The organism is Nocardioides sp. QY071 (assembly GCF_029961765.1).
Classification (GTDB): Bacteria; Actinomycetota; Actinomycetes; order Propionibacteriales; family Nocardioidaceae; genus Nocardioides.
The window spans coordinates 2,034,833-2,051,100 of record NZ_CP124681.1; the positions used below are offsets into that span (position 1 = coordinate 2,034,833).

At 72.8% G+C, this 16,268-nt stretch carries 14 protein-coding genes and 1 riboswitch; of the genes, 9 read left to right on the forward strand and 5 right to left on the reverse strand.

Annotation, left to right across the window (positions count from 1 at the left end; all coding sequences use genetic code 11):
• Window position 1 precedes the first annotated feature (1 nt).
• The gene (locus tag QI633_RS09775) at window positions 2-877 is read left to right on the forward strand and encodes a serine/threonine-protein kinase (protein WP_282428831.1); all 876 of its coding nucleotides are present in this window, start codon (window positions 2-4) and stop codon (window positions 875-877) included.
• A gap of 119 nt (window positions 878-996) precedes the next feature.
• On the opposite strand, the gene QI633_RS09780 is transcribed toward QI633_RS09775, so the two are convergent.
• The 3 genes from QI633_RS09780 to QI633_RS09790 are packed head-to-tail and all read right to left on the reverse strand — an operon-like array spanning window position 997 to window position 3,453.
• A complete protein-coding gene (locus QI633_RS09780; RefSeq protein ID WP_282428832.1) occupies window positions 997-1,671 on the reverse strand; it encodes a response regulator transcription factor in 675 nt (224 codons plus the stop codon).
• Window positions 1,656-3,095: a sensor histidine kinase gene (locus QI633_RS09785; protein WP_282428833.1), complete on the reverse strand. Its 1,440-nt coding sequence runs from the start codon at window positions 3,093-3,095 to the stop codon at window positions 1,656-1,658. Before QI633_RS09785 ends, QI633_RS09780 begins: the two co-directional genes overlap by 16 nt.
• Window positions 3,085-3,453, reverse strand: coding sequence for a hypothetical protein (locus QI633_RS09790; protein WP_282428834.1), 369 nt, complete (start codon window positions 3,451-3,453; stop codon window positions 3,085-3,087). Before QI633_RS09790 ends, QI633_RS09785 begins: the two co-directional genes overlap by 11 nt.
• Window positions 3,454-3,614: 161 nt before the next feature.
• On the opposite strand from QI633_RS09790, the gene QI633_RS09795 reads away from it, so the two are divergent.
• Window positions 3,615-5,168 (forward strand): AMP-binding protein, encoded by a 1,554-nt coding sequence (locus QI633_RS09795; protein WP_282428835.1) that lies wholly within the window; start codon window positions 3,615-3,617, stop codon window positions 5,166-5,168.
• Here the strand turns inward: QI633_RS09795 and QI633_RS09800 are convergent.
• On the reverse strand, window positions 5,147-5,740 hold the full coding sequence (locus tag QI633_RS09800) for a TetR/AcrR family transcriptional regulator (protein ID WP_141799349.1): 594 nt from the start codon (window positions 5,738-5,740) through the stop codon (window positions 5,147-5,149). The two genes, QI633_RS09795 and QI633_RS09800, sit on opposite strands and share 22 nt — an antisense overlap.
• A gap of 121 nt (window positions 5,741-5,861) precedes the next feature.
• On the opposite strand from QI633_RS09800, the gene QI633_RS09805 reads away from it, so the two are divergent.
• Window positions 5,862-7,280, forward strand: coding sequence for an APC family permease (locus QI633_RS09805; RefSeq protein ID WP_282428836.1), 1,419 nt, complete (start codon window positions 5,862-5,864; stop codon window positions 7,278-7,280).
• Between the two features lie 31 nt (window positions 7,281-7,311).
• Window positions 7,312-8,697, forward strand: a complete 1,386-nt coding sequence (locus QI633_RS09810; protein ID WP_282428837.1) for an NAD(P)/FAD-dependent oxidoreductase — start codon at window positions 7,312-7,314, stop codon at window positions 8,695-8,697.
• Here the strand turns inward: QI633_RS09810 and QI633_RS09815 are convergent.
• Window positions 8,673-9,206, reverse strand: coding sequence for a hypothetical protein (locus QI633_RS09815; protein ID WP_282428838.1), 534 nt, complete (start codon window positions 9,204-9,206; stop codon window positions 8,673-8,675). The two genes, QI633_RS09810 and QI633_RS09815, sit on opposite strands and share 25 nt — an antisense overlap.
• A gap of 16 nt (window positions 9,207-9,222) precedes the next feature.
• Window positions 9,223-9,342: riboswitch (cobalamin riboswitch) on the forward strand.
• Window positions 9,343-9,376: 34 nt separating this feature from the next.
• Between QI633_RS09815 and cobN the strand changes: the two genes are divergently transcribed.
• The 5 genes from cobN to QI633_RS09840 are packed head-to-tail and all read left to right on the forward strand — an operon-like array spanning window position 9,377 to window position 16,172.
• Complete coding sequence (cobN, locus tag QI633_RS09820; protein ID WP_282428839.1) at window positions 9,377-12,970, forward strand: cobaltochelatase subunit CobN; 3,594 nt, start codon at window positions 9,377-9,379, stop codon at window positions 12,968-12,970.
• Window positions 12,967-13,707: an SAM-dependent methyltransferase gene (locus tag QI633_RS09825; RefSeq protein ID WP_141799344.1), complete on the forward strand. Its 741-nt coding sequence runs from the start codon at window positions 12,967-12,969 to the stop codon at window positions 13,705-13,707. The genes cobN and QI633_RS09825 overlap by 4 nt, the downstream gene beginning before the upstream one ends.
• Complete coding sequence (locus QI633_RS09830; RefSeq protein WP_141799343.1) at window positions 13,694-14,056, forward strand: (2Fe-2S) ferredoxin domain-containing protein; 363 nt, start codon at window positions 13,694-13,696, stop codon at window positions 14,054-14,056. The genes QI633_RS09825 and QI633_RS09830 overlap by 14 nt, the downstream gene beginning before the upstream one ends.
• The gene (locus QI633_RS09835; protein ID WP_282428840.1) at window positions 14,053-15,447 is read left to right on the forward strand and encodes a cobyric acid synthase; all 1,395 of its coding nucleotides are present in this window, start codon (window positions 14,053-14,055) and stop codon (window positions 15,445-15,447) included. The genes QI633_RS09830 and QI633_RS09835 overlap by 4 nt, the downstream gene beginning before the upstream one ends.
• The gene (locus tag QI633_RS09840; protein ID WP_282428841.1) at window positions 15,444-16,172 is read left to right on the forward strand and encodes a cobalt-precorrin-6A reductase; all 729 of its coding nucleotides are present in this window, start codon (window positions 15,444-15,446) and stop codon (window positions 16,170-16,172) included. Before QI633_RS09835 ends, QI633_RS09840 begins: the two co-directional genes overlap by 4 nt.
• The last annotated feature ends 96 nt before the right edge of the window (window positions 16,173-16,268 follow it).

The following is a 16,268-nucleotide window of genomic DNA, read 5'->3' on the forward strand; positions in this document are numbered from 1 at the left end:
CATGGGCACGCTGTCGTCCTGGGAGCTCGCCGAGGGTGACGCGATCACCCCCGAGCTGACCGCGCTGCGGTCGCTCGGGGGTGGCTCGGCGTACGAGGCCTACCTGGCCTTCGACGAGATCACCTACGGGCCCGTCGTCGTCAAGGTCGTCCGCCCGGCGGAGGTCGACGACACGCACACGCTCGAGGGACTGGTCCGCGAGGCGACCGCCTTGGACGTCGCGCACCACCCCGTGACCGCCCGCGGCCTGCGGTACGCCGTCGACGGCCCCCGTCCGCACCTGGTGCTCGAGTACGTGGAGGGACCCAGCCTGTCCCGCCTGATCCGGCGGCACCGTCGGCTCTCGCCGCAGCAGTACCTCCCGCTCGCGGTCGACCTCGCCTCCGCGCTGCACTTCTTCCGGCACGCCGACGTGTGCCACCTCGACCTGAAGCCGAGCAACGTGATCATGGGCTCGCCGGCGCGACTGATCGACTTCTCGGTCGCCCGCCGGGCCGCGCATGCCGCCGAGATCACCGGGAACATCGGCACCGACGCGTACATGGCGCCCGAGCAGGCCGCGCCCGGTGGTGCGTACGGCGTCCCCGGTCATGCGAGCGACCTCTGGGGTCTCGGCACGACCCTGTTCCACGCCGTTGCCGGATATCGCCCCTTCCGCGACGGCGACCCGGCCGCCGCCGAGGCCGCCGACCGGTTCCCGCAGCTGCTGGACGCGCCGGCGGAGCTGCCGGCCGACGTACCGGCGGCGGTGGACAAGGTCGTGCACGCGCTGCTGGAGCCCGACCCGGCCGACCGGCCACTGCCCCGCGAGGTCGCCGAGGCGCTGGAGCCGGAGATCACGGCGCTGCCGGCTCCACGGCTGCACTGGAAGGGTTGAGTTGCCGCTTTCTCACCGTCGAGTTGCCGCATCCCAACCGTCGAGGTCCGAACTCAACGGTGAGGATGGGGCAAGTCAACGGTGAGGATGGGGCAAGTCAACGGTGAGGATGGGGAAAGTCAACGGTCGAGGCGGTAGCCCATCCCGCGCACGGTGCTGATCGCGTCGGCGCCGAGCTTGCGGCGCAGGTAGCCGACGTAGACGTCGACGACATTGGAGCCGGGGTCGAAGTCGAGGCCCCAGACCTGGTCGAGGAGCTGCTCGCGGGAGAGCACCTGGCCGGCGTTGCGCAGGAACGTCTCGGCGAGGGCGAACTCGCGCGCGGACAGCTCGACCTCGCGTCCGGAGGCGGTGGCGCGGCGGGTGCGCAGGTCGAGCTCGATGCCGGCGGCGGCGAGGGTGTCGGGGGTGCCGTTGCCCGCGGGTACGGCGCTCGCCTGCCGCAGCCGCAGGCGGACCCGGGCGCTCAGCTCGGCGAAGCGGAACGGCTTGGCCATGTAGTCGTCGGCCCCGCCCTCGAGCGCGGTCACGGTGTCGGCGACCGAGTCGCGGGCGGTGAGCACGATGACCGGCACCCGCGAGCCCTGGGAGCGGAGCTGGTCGAGCAGCTCGAAGCCGTCGATGCCCGGCAGGCCGATGTCGAGGACGACGAGGTCGACGTCGCCGGCGAGGGCGTGGTCGAGGCCACGGTGGCCGTCGGAGGCGACGGTGGTGCGGTGCCCCTCGGCGCGCAGGCCCTTGGCCACGAAGGAGGCGATCCGCTCCTCGTCCTCGACGATCAGGATGTGGGCCACGTCAGGACCTGGGTCTGCTCGGAGTCGGCGGGGTCCGGCTGCACCGCGGGTACGTCGATCGCGAACCGGGCGCCGGGGCCGGGAGCCGAGCGGTCGACGTACGCCCTCCCGCCGTGGGCCTGGGCGATCGCGCCCACGATGGAGAGCCCGAGCCCGAAGCCCTCGTCGCCCTCGGGTACGGCGGCGCGGCCGAACCGGCCGAAGATCCGCTCCTCGTCGCCGGGCGCGACACCGGCGCCGTCGTCCTGGACCCAGCAGTGCAGGGTCGCGTCATCCACCGTGGCGCCGATGGCGATCCGGCCGGCGGGCCCGGTGTGCTTGACGGCGTTGTCGGCGAGCGCGAGCAGCGCCTGGGTGATCCGCTGGCCGTCGAGAACCAGCTCGGCAGGCAGCGCCGGGGACGTCTCGAGCACCCAGTGCCGCTCGCCGAGGGCGCTGGCCTTGGTGAGCACGGCGGCGAGCAGCGCGGACGGGTCGGTGGGCCCGGGGGCGAGGAAGTCGGGCCGGTCGCTCTTGGCCAGCACGATCAGGTCGCCGACCAGGCGGGCCATCCGGTCGACCTCGTCGAGCAGCAGTGCCCGGGTCTCGGCGACCTCCTGCGGGCTGCCGGTGTCGAGCAGCTCGAGGTGCCCACGGAGCACGGTCAGCGGCGTGCGCAGCTCGTGGCCGGCGTCGTCGAGGAACTGCCGCTGGCCGGCGAAGGCCCGCTCCAGCCGGTCGAGCATCCCGTTGACGGTGCGGGTGAGGGCGGTGATGTCGTCGTTGCCACGCTCCGGCAGGCGGCGCGACAGGTCGGTCGCGGTGATCGTGTCGGCAGCCTGGTGCAGGGTGCGCAGCGGACGCAGCAGCCGCCCGGACACCCAGGCCGCGGTGGCGGTCACCAGGACGGCGGACAACAGCGCGACGAGGGTGTAGGTGCGCATCGTCTGCCCGAGCTCGCCGCGGTCCTCGGCGAGGTAGGTGACCACCAGCAGGGCGCCGCGCTGGCTGCCCTGGGCGACCGGCTGGGCGGTGATCCGCACCTCACCGCGGTCGGTGTCGAGGTAGGTCGTGCCGCCATCGACGACCAGGGACGCGACCGCCTCCCGGAAGGCCGGCTCGTCGACGAGATCGTCGGCGGGGAACTGCACCAGGGTGCCGTCGCCGATCCAGCCGACGAGCAGCTCGTCGTCGTCGGGGACGTTGCGGGTCAAGAAGCCCTCGAGCAGGTCGCGGACGGTCGCGAAGTCGCCGGTGCGCTGGAGGGCGACGAACTCGTCGAGCTCCTGCTCGACCTCGCTCTGCAGGGTCTCGGTCAGCGCCCGGCTCTCGACCCAGTAGACGATCAGGCCGGCGCCGGCGAGGGCGACGGTGACGAGCAGCGCGACGGCCGCGGTGATCCGGGTCCGGACGGACAGCCCCGCCCGGACGGGCTCAGTCGTCATCGTGCCCGCGGTCGCCCCGGTCGTCGTCATGGCGGTCGTCGTCCCGGTCCTCCCGGTCGTCCCGGTCGTCCCGGTCGTCATCGCGACCGCGGCGGTCGTCGTCACCGTCGTCGTCGTCGAGATCGGGCTGCGGCGTGATCACCTCGGCCGAGGGGGTCGTCGGCGGGCCCTGGGGGGTGGTGGGGGCGGTGGAGGGCGTGGAGGGCGTCGCGGTGCTGCCGGCCGGTGCGGACCCGAGGTCGATCGGGGTCCGTGCGGGCGGCTCGTCGGCGCCGGCGCGGACCACGGCGCCGGCGGTGAACCCCGCCAGCACCATCAGCGCCGCCACGGGCAGCAGGATCTTCCACGCACGACTCATGACCCGATCATCCTGCCTGATCGTGGGCCGGCCGTGAGAGTCGGATGAGAGTCCTCTCATCCGACATCTCGGGTGCCTCCTTTCGGAGGGGGCGTCCGATGGGCCGCGGGCCTAGGGTGGTGGGTGTCACATCCGTGTGTCCCGAGCCCAGGAGGCCCCGCGTGTTCGTCCCGTTCAGCGTCAACGACTTCCTCGACCGGGCCGTCCAGGTGTACGGCGAGCGGGTGGGTGTCGTCGACGAGCCGACCCAGCCCGCGCCGAGCCAGGGCGAGCTCACCTATGCGCAGATCGGCGAGCTGGCCCGGCGCCAGGCCGCGAAGCTCGACGAGCTCGGGATCGGCGTCGGGGAGCGGGTCGCGGTCGTCAGCCACAACAGCAGCCGGCTGCTGACCTCGTTCTTCGGCGTGAGCGGCTGGGGCCGCGTGCTGGTGCCGGTGAACTTCCGGCTCAGCCCCGACGAGGTGCAGTACATCGTCGACCACTCCGGCGCCCGGGTGCTCTACGTCGACCCGGAGCTCGAGGAGTCGCTCGCGGGGGTGACCTGCGAGCAGAAGTACCTGCTCGGCGAGGACGACGCGCTCTATGCCGCGCCGGGCGTGGAGCCCAAGGCGTGGGAGCACGACGAGGCCGCGACCGCGACCATCAACTACACCTCCGGCACCACCGCGCGCCCCAAGGGCGTGCAGATCACGCACCGCAACATCTGGGTCAACGCACTGACCTTCGGCCTGCACGCCGGGATCGGCGACCGCGACGTCTACCTGCACACGCTGCCGCAGTTCCACGCCAACGGCTGGGGGATGCCCTTCGCGATGACCGGCGTCGGTGCGCGGCACATCATCCTGCGCAAGGTCGACGGTGCCGAGATCCTGCGCCGGGTGCGCGACCACGGCGTGACCGTGATGTGTGCGGCACCCGCGGTGGCGGCCGCCGTACTGGAGGCCGCGCAGAGCTGGGAGGGCGAGATCCCCGGGCGCGACAAGGTGCGGATCATCATGGCCGGCGCCCCGCCGCCGACGAAGACGGTGATCCGGGTCCAGGAGGAGCTGGGCTGGGAGTTCATCCAGATCTACGGCCTCACCGAGACCTCGCCGCTGCTGACCATCAACCGCACGCGCGAGGAGTGGGACGACCTCTCGGCCGAGGAGCGGGCGACCCGGCTCACCCGCGCGGGCGCGCCCGCGATCGGCGTACGGCTGGCGATCGACGAGTCCGAGGAGGGCGCCGGCGAGGTGCTCGCGCAGTCGAACGTGATCCTCGAGGGCTACTGGGAACAGCCCGAGGAGTCGGCCGCGGCGCTGGCCGGCGGCTGGTTCCACACCGGTGACGGTGGTGTGCTGGGCGAGGACGGCTACCTCACCATCGCCGACCGCAAGAAGGACGTCATCATCACCGGCGGCGAGAACGTCACCTCGATCGAGGTCGAGGACACGCTGTTCTCGCACCGGGCCGTCGCCGAGGTCGCGGTGATCGGCGTCCCCAGCGAGAAGTGGGGCGAGACGATCAAGGCGCTCGTCGTGCTCACGCCCGACGCGACCGCCGGCCCCGAGATGGAGGCCGAGCTGATCCGTTGGTGCAAGGACCGGCTGGCGGGCTACAAGTCGCCGACGTCGGTCGAGTTCCGCACCGAGCTGGCGCGGACGGCGACCGGCAAGCTGCAGAAGTTCAAGCTGCGCGCGCCCTACTGGGAGGGCTACTCCCGCGGCGTGAACTGACCGAGGATCCCGTCGACCAGGGCGACCTGGGCGGCGCGGGAGGTCGTCGCGGGGTCGAGCACGGCCGTGACCTGGAGGCCGATGATCGTGGTCATCAACAGCTCCACGCCGGCGGGTACGGCCGCGGCCGGCAGCTCTCCCGCGTCGATGGCCTCCTGCCAGTGCCGGGCCATCTGCTGCTTCCACTCGGCGACCGCCGCGTTGTTGAGCTCGGCCATGGCGGCGTCGCCCATGGCGCGCTGCCACAGCGACATCGCGATCCGTGCCTCCAGCCGGGCCTCCGCGGTCAGCGGCATCACCTCGTGGCACAGCCGGCGCAGGGCGCTCAGCCCGGTGCGGTGGCCGACCGAGGCCTCGATCCGCTGGTTGGTCGCGTCGAGGACGTGCTCGTAGGAGGTCCGCAGGATCTCGTCCTTGCCGGCGAAGTAGTGGCTGAGGGCACCGTTGGTGTACCCGGCCTCCGCGGCGAGGTCACGCATGTTGACGCCGTCGACGCCTCGCGTGGCGAGCAGCCGCCAGGCCGCCGCGATGATCGCGCGGCGGCGCTCGTCGTGGTCGACCAGTCGCGGCACCTTGCGTCCTCGCTCTCGCCGTAAAGGTATTGCCCATGTCGGCGGCCGGCCGCCGGCTGTAGCGTGCGTCACATTGTTGGTTCTACGTTCGTTGAATCATAGCGCACCCCAGGGAGTTCACATGGTCGACACCACGCGATCGGCGGCGCCGACGACCGGCACGTCCTTGAAGGGCTCGGTCGGAGTCGCCGGCATCGTGTTCCTCGTCATCGCGGCGGCGGCACCCCTCACGGCCGTGGCGGGCTCACTGCCGGTCATGGTGGCGATCGGCAACGGCGCGGGCGCGCCGCTGGCGTACGTCGTCGCGGCGGCGGTGCTGCTCGTGTTCAGCGTCGGCTACGCCGCGATGAGCAGCGAGGTGACCGACACCGGAGCGTTCTACGCCTACGTCACCCAAGGTCTCGGCCGCTCGCCCGGCCTCGGCGCGGCGGCACTCGCCCTGCTGGCTTACACGACCATCCAGGCTGCCATCTACGGCCTGGCCGCCTCGACCCTGCGCGACGTCGTGCTGCGCTTCGGTGGCCCGGACCTGCCGTGGTGGCTGTGGGCGGTGGTGCTGCTGGGCGTGGTCGCCCTGCTCGGCTACCGCAGCATCGACCTCGGTGCCCGGGTCCTGGGCTTCCTTCTCGTCGCCGAGATCGCACTGATCGTCCTGCTCTCGGTGGCGGTCCTGGCCCGGGGCGGCGCCCACGGCGTCGACGCGGCGTCGTTCACGCCGTCCGCCTTCTTGTCCGGGTCGCCGGGGATCGCCCTCATGTTCGCGATCGGCTCCTTCGTGGGCTTCGAGGCGACCGCGATCTACGGCGAGGAGGCGCGCGACCCGAGGCGGACCGTGCCGGTCGCGACCTACGTGGCCGTGGCCACCATCGGGGTCCTGTACGCCGTCGCGAGCTGGGCCGTGGTGCTGGCGTTCGGCAGCGCCGAGGTCCAGGCCGCGGCGCAGGTCGACCCGGCGGGTCTCACCTTCGTCGCCGCGAGCACCTTCCTCGGTGGAACGGCGGCCGACGTGATGATGGTGATGCTGGTGACCAGCCTGTTCGCAGCCCTGCTCGCCTTCCACAACGCGATCGCGCGCTACGCCTTCGCGCTGGCCCGCGCCGGCTACGCGCCCCGCCGGCTGATGGAGGTCCACCCCCGGCACGGGTCCCCGCACGCGGGCTCGCTCGTGCAGACCGCCAGCGCCGTCGTCCTCGTCGGGGTGTTCGCCCTCGCCGGCGCCGACCCCGTCCTGGAGCTGTTCACCTGGATGGCCGGCGTCTCGATCGTGGCGATCCTCGCCGTCATGGTGCTGACCAGTGTCGCGATCATCGCCTACTTCCGGTCGGTGGGATCGGGCCGGACGCTGTGGCACACGACCGTCGCGCCGGTTCTCGGCACCCTCGGACTGGTCGGCATCACGGTGCTCGTGATCGCCAACTTCACCACGCTGATCGGCGGGTCGAGGGTGCTGGCGATCGCCTTCCTCGCCCTCGTCGCAGCGACCTTCCTCGGCGGCACGGCCGTGGGGCGCTGGCGGCGTCCCGCGCGCCGCTCCGCCTGACCACCGAACCGTCCCTCCCGAAGGAGTCACCATGTCCACCCACACTGCACCCGCACGACCCGAGAGCCGGTCCGTGATCGTGGTCGGGGCCGGCTTCGCCGGCCTGGTCGCCGCCCGCGAGCTGGAGGCGGCCGGCGTCGACGTGCGGATCTACGAGGCCCGCGACCGGATCGGCGGCCGGGCCTGGACCGACGAGCGACTGGGCGGTCACGCCCTGGAGATGGGAGCGACCTGGGTGCACTGGATGCAGCCGTTCGTGTGGACCGAGATCACCCGCTACGCCCAGCAGATCCACCCGAGCCCCGACGTCGAGTCGGCCTACTGGGTCAGCGACGGCGTCGTCCACGCCGGGACCGAGCACGAGCTCGACACGAGGCTGGCGCGCCTGCAGGACACGATCTTCGAGGGGTCGCGCGAGTTCTTCCCCTATCCCCACGACCCGCTGTTCGTGCTGCGCTCGGACGACACCGACCCCGACCTGCGCGAACGCTTCCTCGCCGCGGACAAGGGCAGCGTGCTCGACTGCCTGCGCACCGGCGAGTTCAGCCAGGAGGACATCGACCTCGCCGACTCGTACTGGTCGGCCGGCTACCAGGGGTCGACCGCTACCGCGTCGCCTCTGATGGCCAAGCACTGGGCGTCACTGAGCGACCACCGCAGCTCACTGATGGACGAGCAGACCCTTCGGTTCAAGCTGAGCAACGGGATGCGCGGGCTGTACGACGCCATCGCCGCCGACCTGCGCTGCCCGGTCTCCCTCTCGACGCCCGTCGCCTCGGTCCGGCACGACGCCGACCGGGCACGGGTCGTGCTCGCCGACGGCCGGGTCGACGAGGCGGACGCCGTCATCGTCACCGCGCCGATCGGTGCGCTGGGGCGGATCGAGTTCTCACCGGCCCTCTCGGACCTGCAGCGGGAGGTGGTCGCGGACGGCACCAACTCGGTCGGCTTCAAGGTCTGGATCAAGGTCGCCGGCCGGCACTCGGTCATCGCGGGCGCGCCGGGCGTGCATCCGATCTCCCTGGTGCGTAGCGAGTACGTCCTCGACGAGGAGGACGCCACGATCCTGGTCGGCTTCGGGTCCGACCACACGGCCATCGACATCGAGGACGTCGCCTCGGTGCAGCGCGCGGTCGACGTGTGGGAGGCCGGGCTGAGGGTGATCGACTGCGGCGGCCACGACTGGGTCGCCGATCCCTGGTCGGGGCAGACCTGGGCCACCTTGAAGTCGGGGCAGTTCATCAACGGCTGGAGCCACTTCACCGAGCCCTCGGGGCGCCTGCACTTCGCCGGCGCCGACTATGCGAAGGGGTGGAACGGCGTCGTCGTCGACGGAGCGATCGAGTCCGGCATCACCACGGCGCGCCGGGTGCTGGGCGACCTGCGGGCGGGTCAGGCGATGCGCCAGGTGAACTGATCGGCAGGGACCAGCGTGGCGGCCCAGTCGGCGGCCTGCCACGCGGTGACGGTGGCCTGCGCCCACGCCGGGTCCTCCGAGGCGACGACGTCGACCGCGGTGTCCACCGGGACCGGGGTCGGGGCGGCGAGCGGCTGCCCGCTGATCGGGTCGGTGAGGTCGGGGGCGCCGTCGACGCAGGTCACTCGGCGCAGGCCGATGCCGAGGCGTCGCTGGTGCTGGGCCAGGCTCAGCGCGGCGATCCCGGCGGCGCCGTACCCGACGACGGAGACCTGGTCCGGCGGGTGCACCGCCGACTGGCGGGCGTAGCGGACCGAGCGGAGCAGGTCGCGGCCGTCCTCCCAGGTCGGTACGACGACGCGGACCCCGCTGCGGGTGGCGATCCGGCTCGCCAGGGCGCCGACCGCGTCGGCGTCGGTGCGGACGGCGGGGTGCCACAGCAGGAGGGTGTCCAGGTTGGGGTGGCCGTGCACGGCCACGTTGAGGCCGGGCGCCTGCGGGGAAGTCACGGGTCCACCGTAAGGTGATGCCCCACAGGTCCGCGGTGCAGGAACCCGGTGTGAGACCGGGGCGGTTCCGCCACTGTGACCCCGACGCCTTCGTGCGGCGGGCAGCCAGACACTGGCCGCGGACACACCTACCGAAGAGGGGCGCGAACCCCGAGGAGGCCTTGAGCGTCATGGCGCGCATCGCACTGCTGTCCACGTCCGACACCGACCTGCTGTCCGCGCGGGCCAGCGGCGCCGACTACGGCTGGGCCAACCCGAGTCGCTCGGACCTCGAGGATCTCGTCGCCCTGGCGTCCGCCGCCGACCTGGTCGTCATCCGGCTGCTCGGCTCCCCGCAGCAGTACGACGCGGAGCTGGCCGCCCTGCGCGGCACCGGCCGGCCGCTCGTGGTGCTCGGCGGCGAGCTGACGCCCAGCGCGGAGCTGATGGAGGCCTCGACCGTGCCGGTCGGGATCGCCGCGGAGGCGCACCGCTACCTGGCCGAGGGCGGGCCGCGGAACCTCACCGAGCTGCACCGCTTCCTGTCCGACACGGTGCTGCTGACCGGTGAGGGCTTCGACGCTCCCGAGGTGATCCCGGCGTGGGGGATCGTGGAGCGGGAGCGTCTCGACACGCCGTCGAGCTCGGGGTCGGCGAAGGTGGGGGTGCTCTTCTACCGGGCGCACCAGGCGAGCGGGAACACCGCGTTCGTGCACGCGCTGTGTGACGCCATCGACGCGACCGGTGACGCGGTCGGGGTGCCGATCTTCGCCGGCTCGCTCCGGGCCGCTCCCGACGAGCTGTTCACCGCGCTCCGCGACCTCGACGCACTGGTGGTCACGGTGCTGGCGGCGGGCGGCTCCACGCCGGCCACGGTGAGTGCGGGCGGGGAGGACGAGACCTGGGACGTGGAGCGGATCGCCGCGCTCGACATCCCGGTCCTGCAGGGACTGTGCCTGACGAGCAGCCGCGCGGAGTGGGAGGAGTCGGACGACGGTGTCACCCCGCTCGACTACGCCAACCAGGTCGCGATCCCCGAGTTCGACGGGCGGATCAGCACCGCGCCGTTCTCGTTCAAGGAGATCGACCCCCGTGATCCCGCCGGGCTGCCGTCGTACGTCGCCGACCCGGAGCGGGCGGCGCGTGTCGCCGGGCTGGCGGTGAACTACGCGCGGCTGCGGCGGATCCCCAACCGGGACAAGCGGATCGCGCTCATGCTGAGCGCCTACCCGACCAAGCACTCGCGGATCGGCAACGCCGTCGGCCTCGACACCCCGGTCTCCGCGGTGCGGATGCTGCGCCGGCTCCGCGACGCGGGCTACGACGTCGGCGACGGGTTCGGCGTGCTGGACCTCGACGACGACACGGTCGCCGGCGACACCTTGATCCACGCACTGATCGCCGCCGGCGGGCAGGACGAGGAGTGGCTGACGTCGGTGCAGCTGACCGACGCGCACGTGCGGGTCTCCGCCGAGGAGTACGCCGCGTGGACGGCCGACCTGCCCGAGGACCTGCGCGAGGCGATGGTCGAGGCGTGGGGGCCCGCGCCGGGACGGCTGTTCGTCAACGACAGCGACGAGATCGTGCTCGCCACCCTGCGGGCCGGCAACGTCGTGCTGATGATCCAGCCGCCCCGCGGCTTCGGGGAGAACCCGGTCGCGATCTACCACGACCCCGACCTGGCGCCGTCGCACCACTACCTGGCGGCGTACCGCTGGGTGCAGCACGGCTTCGGCGCGCATGCCGTCGTGCACCTCGGCAAGCACGGCTCGATGGAGTGGCTGCCGGGCAAGAACGCCGCCCTGTCGGCGTCCTGCGCGACCGACGCGGCGATCGGCAGCACGCCGCTGATCTACCCGTTCCTGGTCAACGATCCCGGCGAGGGCGCGCAGGCCAAGCGCCGCGCGCACGCGACGATCATCGACCACCTGGTGCCGCCGATGGCCCGCGCCGAGGCGTACGGCGACATCGCGCGTCTCGAGGGCCTGCTCGAGGAGTACGACAAGATCTCCGCGATGGACCCGGCCAAGCTGGCCGCCATCCGCGGCGAGATCTGGGCCTTGATGCGGGCCGCCGAGCTGCACCGCGACCTCGGGCTGGAGGACCGCCCGGAGGACGACGACTTCGACGACTTCCTGCTCCACGTCGACGGCTGGCTGTGCGAGATCAAGGACGTCCAGATCCGCGACGGGCTGCACGTCCTGGGCCAGGCGCCGGAAGGCGAGGCGCGGGTCAACCTGGTGCTCGCGATCTTGCGTGCCGCGCAGGTGTGGGGCGGCCAGGCGCAGGCGGTGCCGGGGCTGCGGGCCGCGCTCGGCCTGGCCCCTGACGCGCCGACGGTGGAGGTCGACCGGGTCGAGGCCGAGGCGCGGGCGCTGGTCGAGGCGATGGAGAAGTCGGGCTGGGACGCGGGGCACGTCGATGACCTGCACCCCTCGGCCGACGTACGACGGGTGCTGGCGTTCGCCGCCACCGAGGTCGTCCCGCGGCTCGGGCGGACCACCGACGAGCTCGACCACACGCTGCACGCACTGGCCGGTGGCTTCGTGCCGGCCGGTCCGTCGGGCTCGCCGCTGCGCGGCCTGGTCAACGTACTGCCGACCGGACGCAACTTCTACACCGTCGACCCGCGGGCGGTCCCGTCCCGCCTCGCGTGGCAGACCGGGCAGGCGATGGCCGAGTCGCTGGTCGAGCGCTACCTGTCGGAAGAGGGCGCCTATCCGGAGTCGGTGGGCCTCTCGGTGTGGGGGACGTCGGCGATGCGCACGTCCGGCGACGACGTGGCCGAGGTGCTCGCGCTGCTCGGCGTACGCCCGGAGTGGGACGAGGCGTCCAAGCGGGTGCACACGCTGAGCGTGATGCCGCTCGAGGAGCTGGGCCGGCCACGGATCGACGTGACCGTGCGGATCTCCGGATTCTTCCGCGACGCCTTCCCGCACGTCGTGGCGATGCTCGACGACGCGGTCCGCATGGTGGCCGAGCTCGACGAGCCGCTGGACCGGAACTTCGTGCGCTCGCACGCCCAGGCCGACCTCGCCGAGCACGGTGACGAGCGGCGGGCGACGACGCGGATCTTCGGCTCCAAGCCGGGGTCCTACGGCGCCGGCATCCTGCAGGCGGTCGAGTCCGGCTCGTGGCGCGACGACGGGGACCTCGCCGAGGTCTACACGGCGTGGGGAGGCTTCGCCTACGGCCGCGACCTGGACGGCGTACCCGCCTCCGACGACATGCGCGCCAACTACCGGCGGATCAAGGTCGCGGCCAAGAACATCGACACCCGCGAGCACGACATCGCCGACAGCGACGACTACTTCCAGTACCACGGCGGCATGGTCGCCACGATCCGCGCGCTGACCGGAACCGCGCCCAAGGCGTACGTCGGAGACTCGACCACGCCGGACGCCGTCCGCACCCGAACGCTGCAGGAGGAGACCAACCGGGTCTTCCGTGCGCGCGTGGTGAACCCGCGCTGGATCGGCGCGATGCAGCGGCACGGCTACAAGGGCGCCTTCGAGCTGGCCGCGACCGTCGACTACCTCTTCGGCTTCGACGCGACCGCCGGGGTGGTGCACGACTGGATGTACGAGTCGCTGGCCCAGTCGTATGTGTTGGACGAGACCAACCAGGAGTTCCTGCGCAGGTCGAACCCGTGGGCGCTGCGCAGCATCGTCGAGCGGCTGCACGAGGCGAAGGACCGCGGCCTGTGGGAGTCGCCCGATCCCGAGGTGCTGGCCGCGCTGCAGGCGGCGTACCTCGAGGTCGAAGGGGACCTCGAGGACCGATGAGGGTCAGGATCGTCGGGTTCGGGATGGGGCCGCAGCACGTCACGCCGGAGGCCGCGGCGGCCCTGGCCGGGTGCGACTACGCGCTCGCCGTGGCCAAGCGGGACGACGACCCGCTGCTGGCCGTCCGGCAGGCGGTCGCGGACGCGCACGGCCTGGAGCTCGTCGTGGTCCGCGACCCCGAGCGGGACCGCTCGCCGGGACTGGACCGCGCGGGCTACGAGGGCGCCGTCGCCGACTGGTACGCCGCCCGCCTGGCGGCGTACCGCTCCGTGATCGAGGGGCGCGACGGCACGTGCGCCTTCCTGGTCTGGGGCGACCCGTCGCTGTACGACGGCGCGATCCGGGTCTTCCAGGAGCTCGGTGCCGACTTCGACGTCGTGCCGGGGATCAGCGCGCCGCAGGTGCTCGCCGCGCGGCACGGGATCGTGCTGCACGAGGTCGGGCAGCCGGTCCACGTCACGACCGCGCGTCGGCTCCGGGCCGACGTCGGCCTGGGGCAACGGAATCTCGTGGTGATGCTGACCTCCGGCGTCGACCTCGACGGCTTCGCGGACTGGACGATCTGGTGGGGCGCGAACCTCGGCGGCGTCGGGGAACGCCTCGTGTCCGGTCTCGTCCGGGACGTGGCCGGGCAGATCGCCGCGGCGCGGGCGGATGCGAAGGCCGAGGCCGGCTGGGTGATGGACCTGTTCCTGCTGCGGGGACCGGCGGACGGGGGAGCCGATGGGGCTGCCTGAGCGTGACGTGCTGCTCTGCCGCGACTGCTGCTGCGGCACGGCCGGCAAGCATCCGGACGTCGACCACCGTGCGCAGCGCGACGAGATCGAGGCGCTCGACGACCCGGCGGGGCGTCGCGGACCGCGGGTCCGGGTCCGCGTGGTCGACTGCCTCGACGAGTGCGACCGGTCCAATGTCGTGCTGGTCCGCGACTTCACCTGGTTCCCCGGCGGGCGACGGCCCAAGGACACCTGGCTCGGCGGTGTCCTCTCGGGAGCGGCCACGGATGCGGTCGTGGACTGGGTGCGCGAGGGTGGACCCGTGCCGACAACGCTGCAGCGCCACGTCTTCCGGGGGAAGCGAGGGTGACGCGGGGCGCAGCCCTGCTCGTCGCGGGCATGACCTCCGACGCCGGCAAGAGCGTGCTCACGACCGGCCTGTGCCGGGCGTTCGCGCGGCGGGGGATCCGGGTGGCGCCGTACAAGGCGCAGAACATGTCCAACAACTCGATGGTCGTGGTCGACGGGGACGGTGGGGTCGGGGAGATCGGCCGGGCCCAGTGGGTGCAGGCGATCGCCGCCGGGGCCGAGCCCGAGGTCGCGATGAACCCGGTGCTGCTCAAGCCCGGCAGCGACCGGCGCAGCCACGTCGTGCTGATGGGGCGGCCCGACGGCGAGGTCTCCGCGCGCAACTGGCACGACGGGCGCGCGCGGCTCGCGGCGACCGCGTTCGACGCCTTCGACGACCTCCGCTCGCGCTACGACCTGGTCGTGGCTGAAGGTGCGGGCAGCCCGGCGGAGATCAACCTGCGTGCCACCGACTACGTCAACATGGGCCTCGCGCGGCACGGAGACGTGCCGACTATCGTGGTCGGCGACATCGACCGCGGCGGCTGGTTCGCCTCCGCCTACGGCACGCTGATGCTGCTCGATGCCGCGGACCAGGCGCTGGTCAAGGGGTACGTCGTCAACAAGTTCCGCGGCGACGTCGACCTGCTGGGCCCGGGCCTGGCCGACCTCGAACAGCGCACCGGACGCCCGACGTACGGCGTGCTGCCGTGGCACCCCGACCTGTGGCTGGACTCCGAGGACGCGCTCGACCTGGCCGGTCGCCGGGCCGAGGTGGGTGCGGGCGTGCGGCGGGTCGCCGTCGTACGGCTCCCGCGGATCAGCAACTTCACCGACGTCGACGCGCTCGGGCTGGAGCCGGCGCTGGACGTCGAGTTCGTCTCCGACCCGGCCCGGCTGGCCGACGCCGACCTGGTCGTGCTGCCGGGCTCCCGGGCGACGCTGGCCGATCTCGCGTGGCTGCGCGAGCGCGGCCTGGACACGGCGATCGTGCGGCACGCGCGGGCGGGGCGGCCGGTGCTGGGGATCTGTGGTGGCTGCCAGATGCTGGGCGTGCGGATCGAGGACCCCGACGGGATCGAGGGCACGCCGGGCGCCGCGGTCGACGGGCTGGGGCTCCTCGACCTGACCACCCGCTTCGGGGCGGAGAAGCGGCTGGTGCTGCACGACCCCGCGGGCTACGAGATCCACCACGGCCGGATCACCGGCTCGACGGTCGCCGGGGTGGTGAGCGGGACGATGGTGCACGGCAGCCTGGAGGACGATGCGACCCGCGCCGCCTACCTGCGCGACGCGCTGGGGGTGTCGTCCGAGGCGTCGTTCCCGGCAGCACGCGCCGCCCGGCTGGACCTCCTCGGCGACCTGGTCGAGGAGCACCTCGACGTCGACGCGCTGCTGGAGCTCACCCGGTGAGAGTGCTGCTGCTCGGAGGTACGGGTGAGGCCCGCGACCTCGCTGCCCGGCTGGTCGACGCCGGCATCCCCGTCGTCTCGTCGCTCGCCGGGAGAGTCGCCCGGCCCCGGCTGCCTGTCGGCGAGGTGCGGATCGGCGGCTTCGGTGGGGTCCCGGGGCTGCGGGAGGCCCTGGCCGACTTCGGCGCGGTCGTCGACGCGACCCACCCGTTCGCCGCGGGCATCTCCCGCAATGCAGCCGAGGCCTGCGCGGCGAGCGGCGTGCCGTTGCTCCGGCTCGAGCGCCCCGGCTGGGCCGACCGCGCGACCCCCTCGTGGATCTGGGTGCACACGCACGAGCAGGCCGCGACGGTGGCCGGAGAGCTCGGCAGCCGCCCGTTCCTCACCATCGGCCGCCAGGAGCTGGCCCGGTTCGTCCCGGCGCTGGCCGAGCGGCAGGTGCTGGCCCGGGTCGTGGACCCGCCCGACCTCGAGGTCCCGCCCGCCTGGGAGCTGCTCACCTCGCGTGGGCCCTACACGCTCGAGCGCGAGCTCGACCTGATGGCCGACCGCGACGTGCTCGTCACCAAGGACTCCGGCGGCGAGCTCACCTGGCCCAAGATGGAGGCGGCCGCCGCGCTCGGCATCCCGGTGGTCGTCGTACGACGGGCCGCGGCGCCCGGGGGCGTCAGGACCGTGCACGACGTCGACGCGGTCGTCGCCTGGCTGGGATCCCTCCAGTCCTAAGCCTAGATCCACCGATTTCCCGCTGCTACGCGCCACCAGCTGGGCACGTTGGCTGCGTTGCCGACGCTCGACAGACGCCCAGTCTGGCTTCGCGCC

What these genes read in the sequence shown, in the direction of transcription:
- QI633_RS09775 (WP_282428831.1), top strand. Translation starts at nt 2, where the DNA reads ATGGGCACGCTGTCGTCCTGGGAGCTCGCCGAGGGTGACGCGATCACC.
- QI633_RS09785 (WP_282428833.1), bottom strand. Translation starts at nt 3,095, where the DNA reads ATGACGACTGAGCCCGTCCGGGCGGGGCTGTCCGTCCGGACCCGGATC.
- QI633_RS09790 (WP_282428834.1), bottom strand. Translation starts at nt 3,453, where the DNA reads ATGAGTCGTGCGTGGAAGATCCTGCTGCCCGTGGCGGCGCTGATGGTG.
- QI633_RS09805 (WP_282428836.1), top strand. Translation starts at nt 5,862, where the DNA reads ATGGTCGACACCACGCGATCGGCGGCGCCGACGACCGGCACGTCCTTG.
- QI633_RS09810 (WP_282428837.1), top strand. Translation starts at nt 7,312, where the DNA reads ATGTCCACCCACACTGCACCCGCACGACCCGAGAGCCGGTCCGTGATC.
- cobN (WP_282428839.1), top strand. Translation starts at nt 9,377, where the DNA reads ATGGCGCGCATCGCACTGCTGTCCACGTCCGACACCGACCTGCTGTCC.
- QI633_RS09825 (WP_141799344.1), top strand. Translation starts at nt 12,967, where the DNA reads ATGAGGGTCAGGATCGTCGGGTTCGGGATGGGGCCGCAGCACGTCACG.
- QI633_RS09830 (WP_141799343.1), top strand. Translation starts at nt 13,694, where the DNA reads ATGGGGCTGCCTGAGCGTGACGTGCTGCTCTGCCGCGACTGCTGCTGC.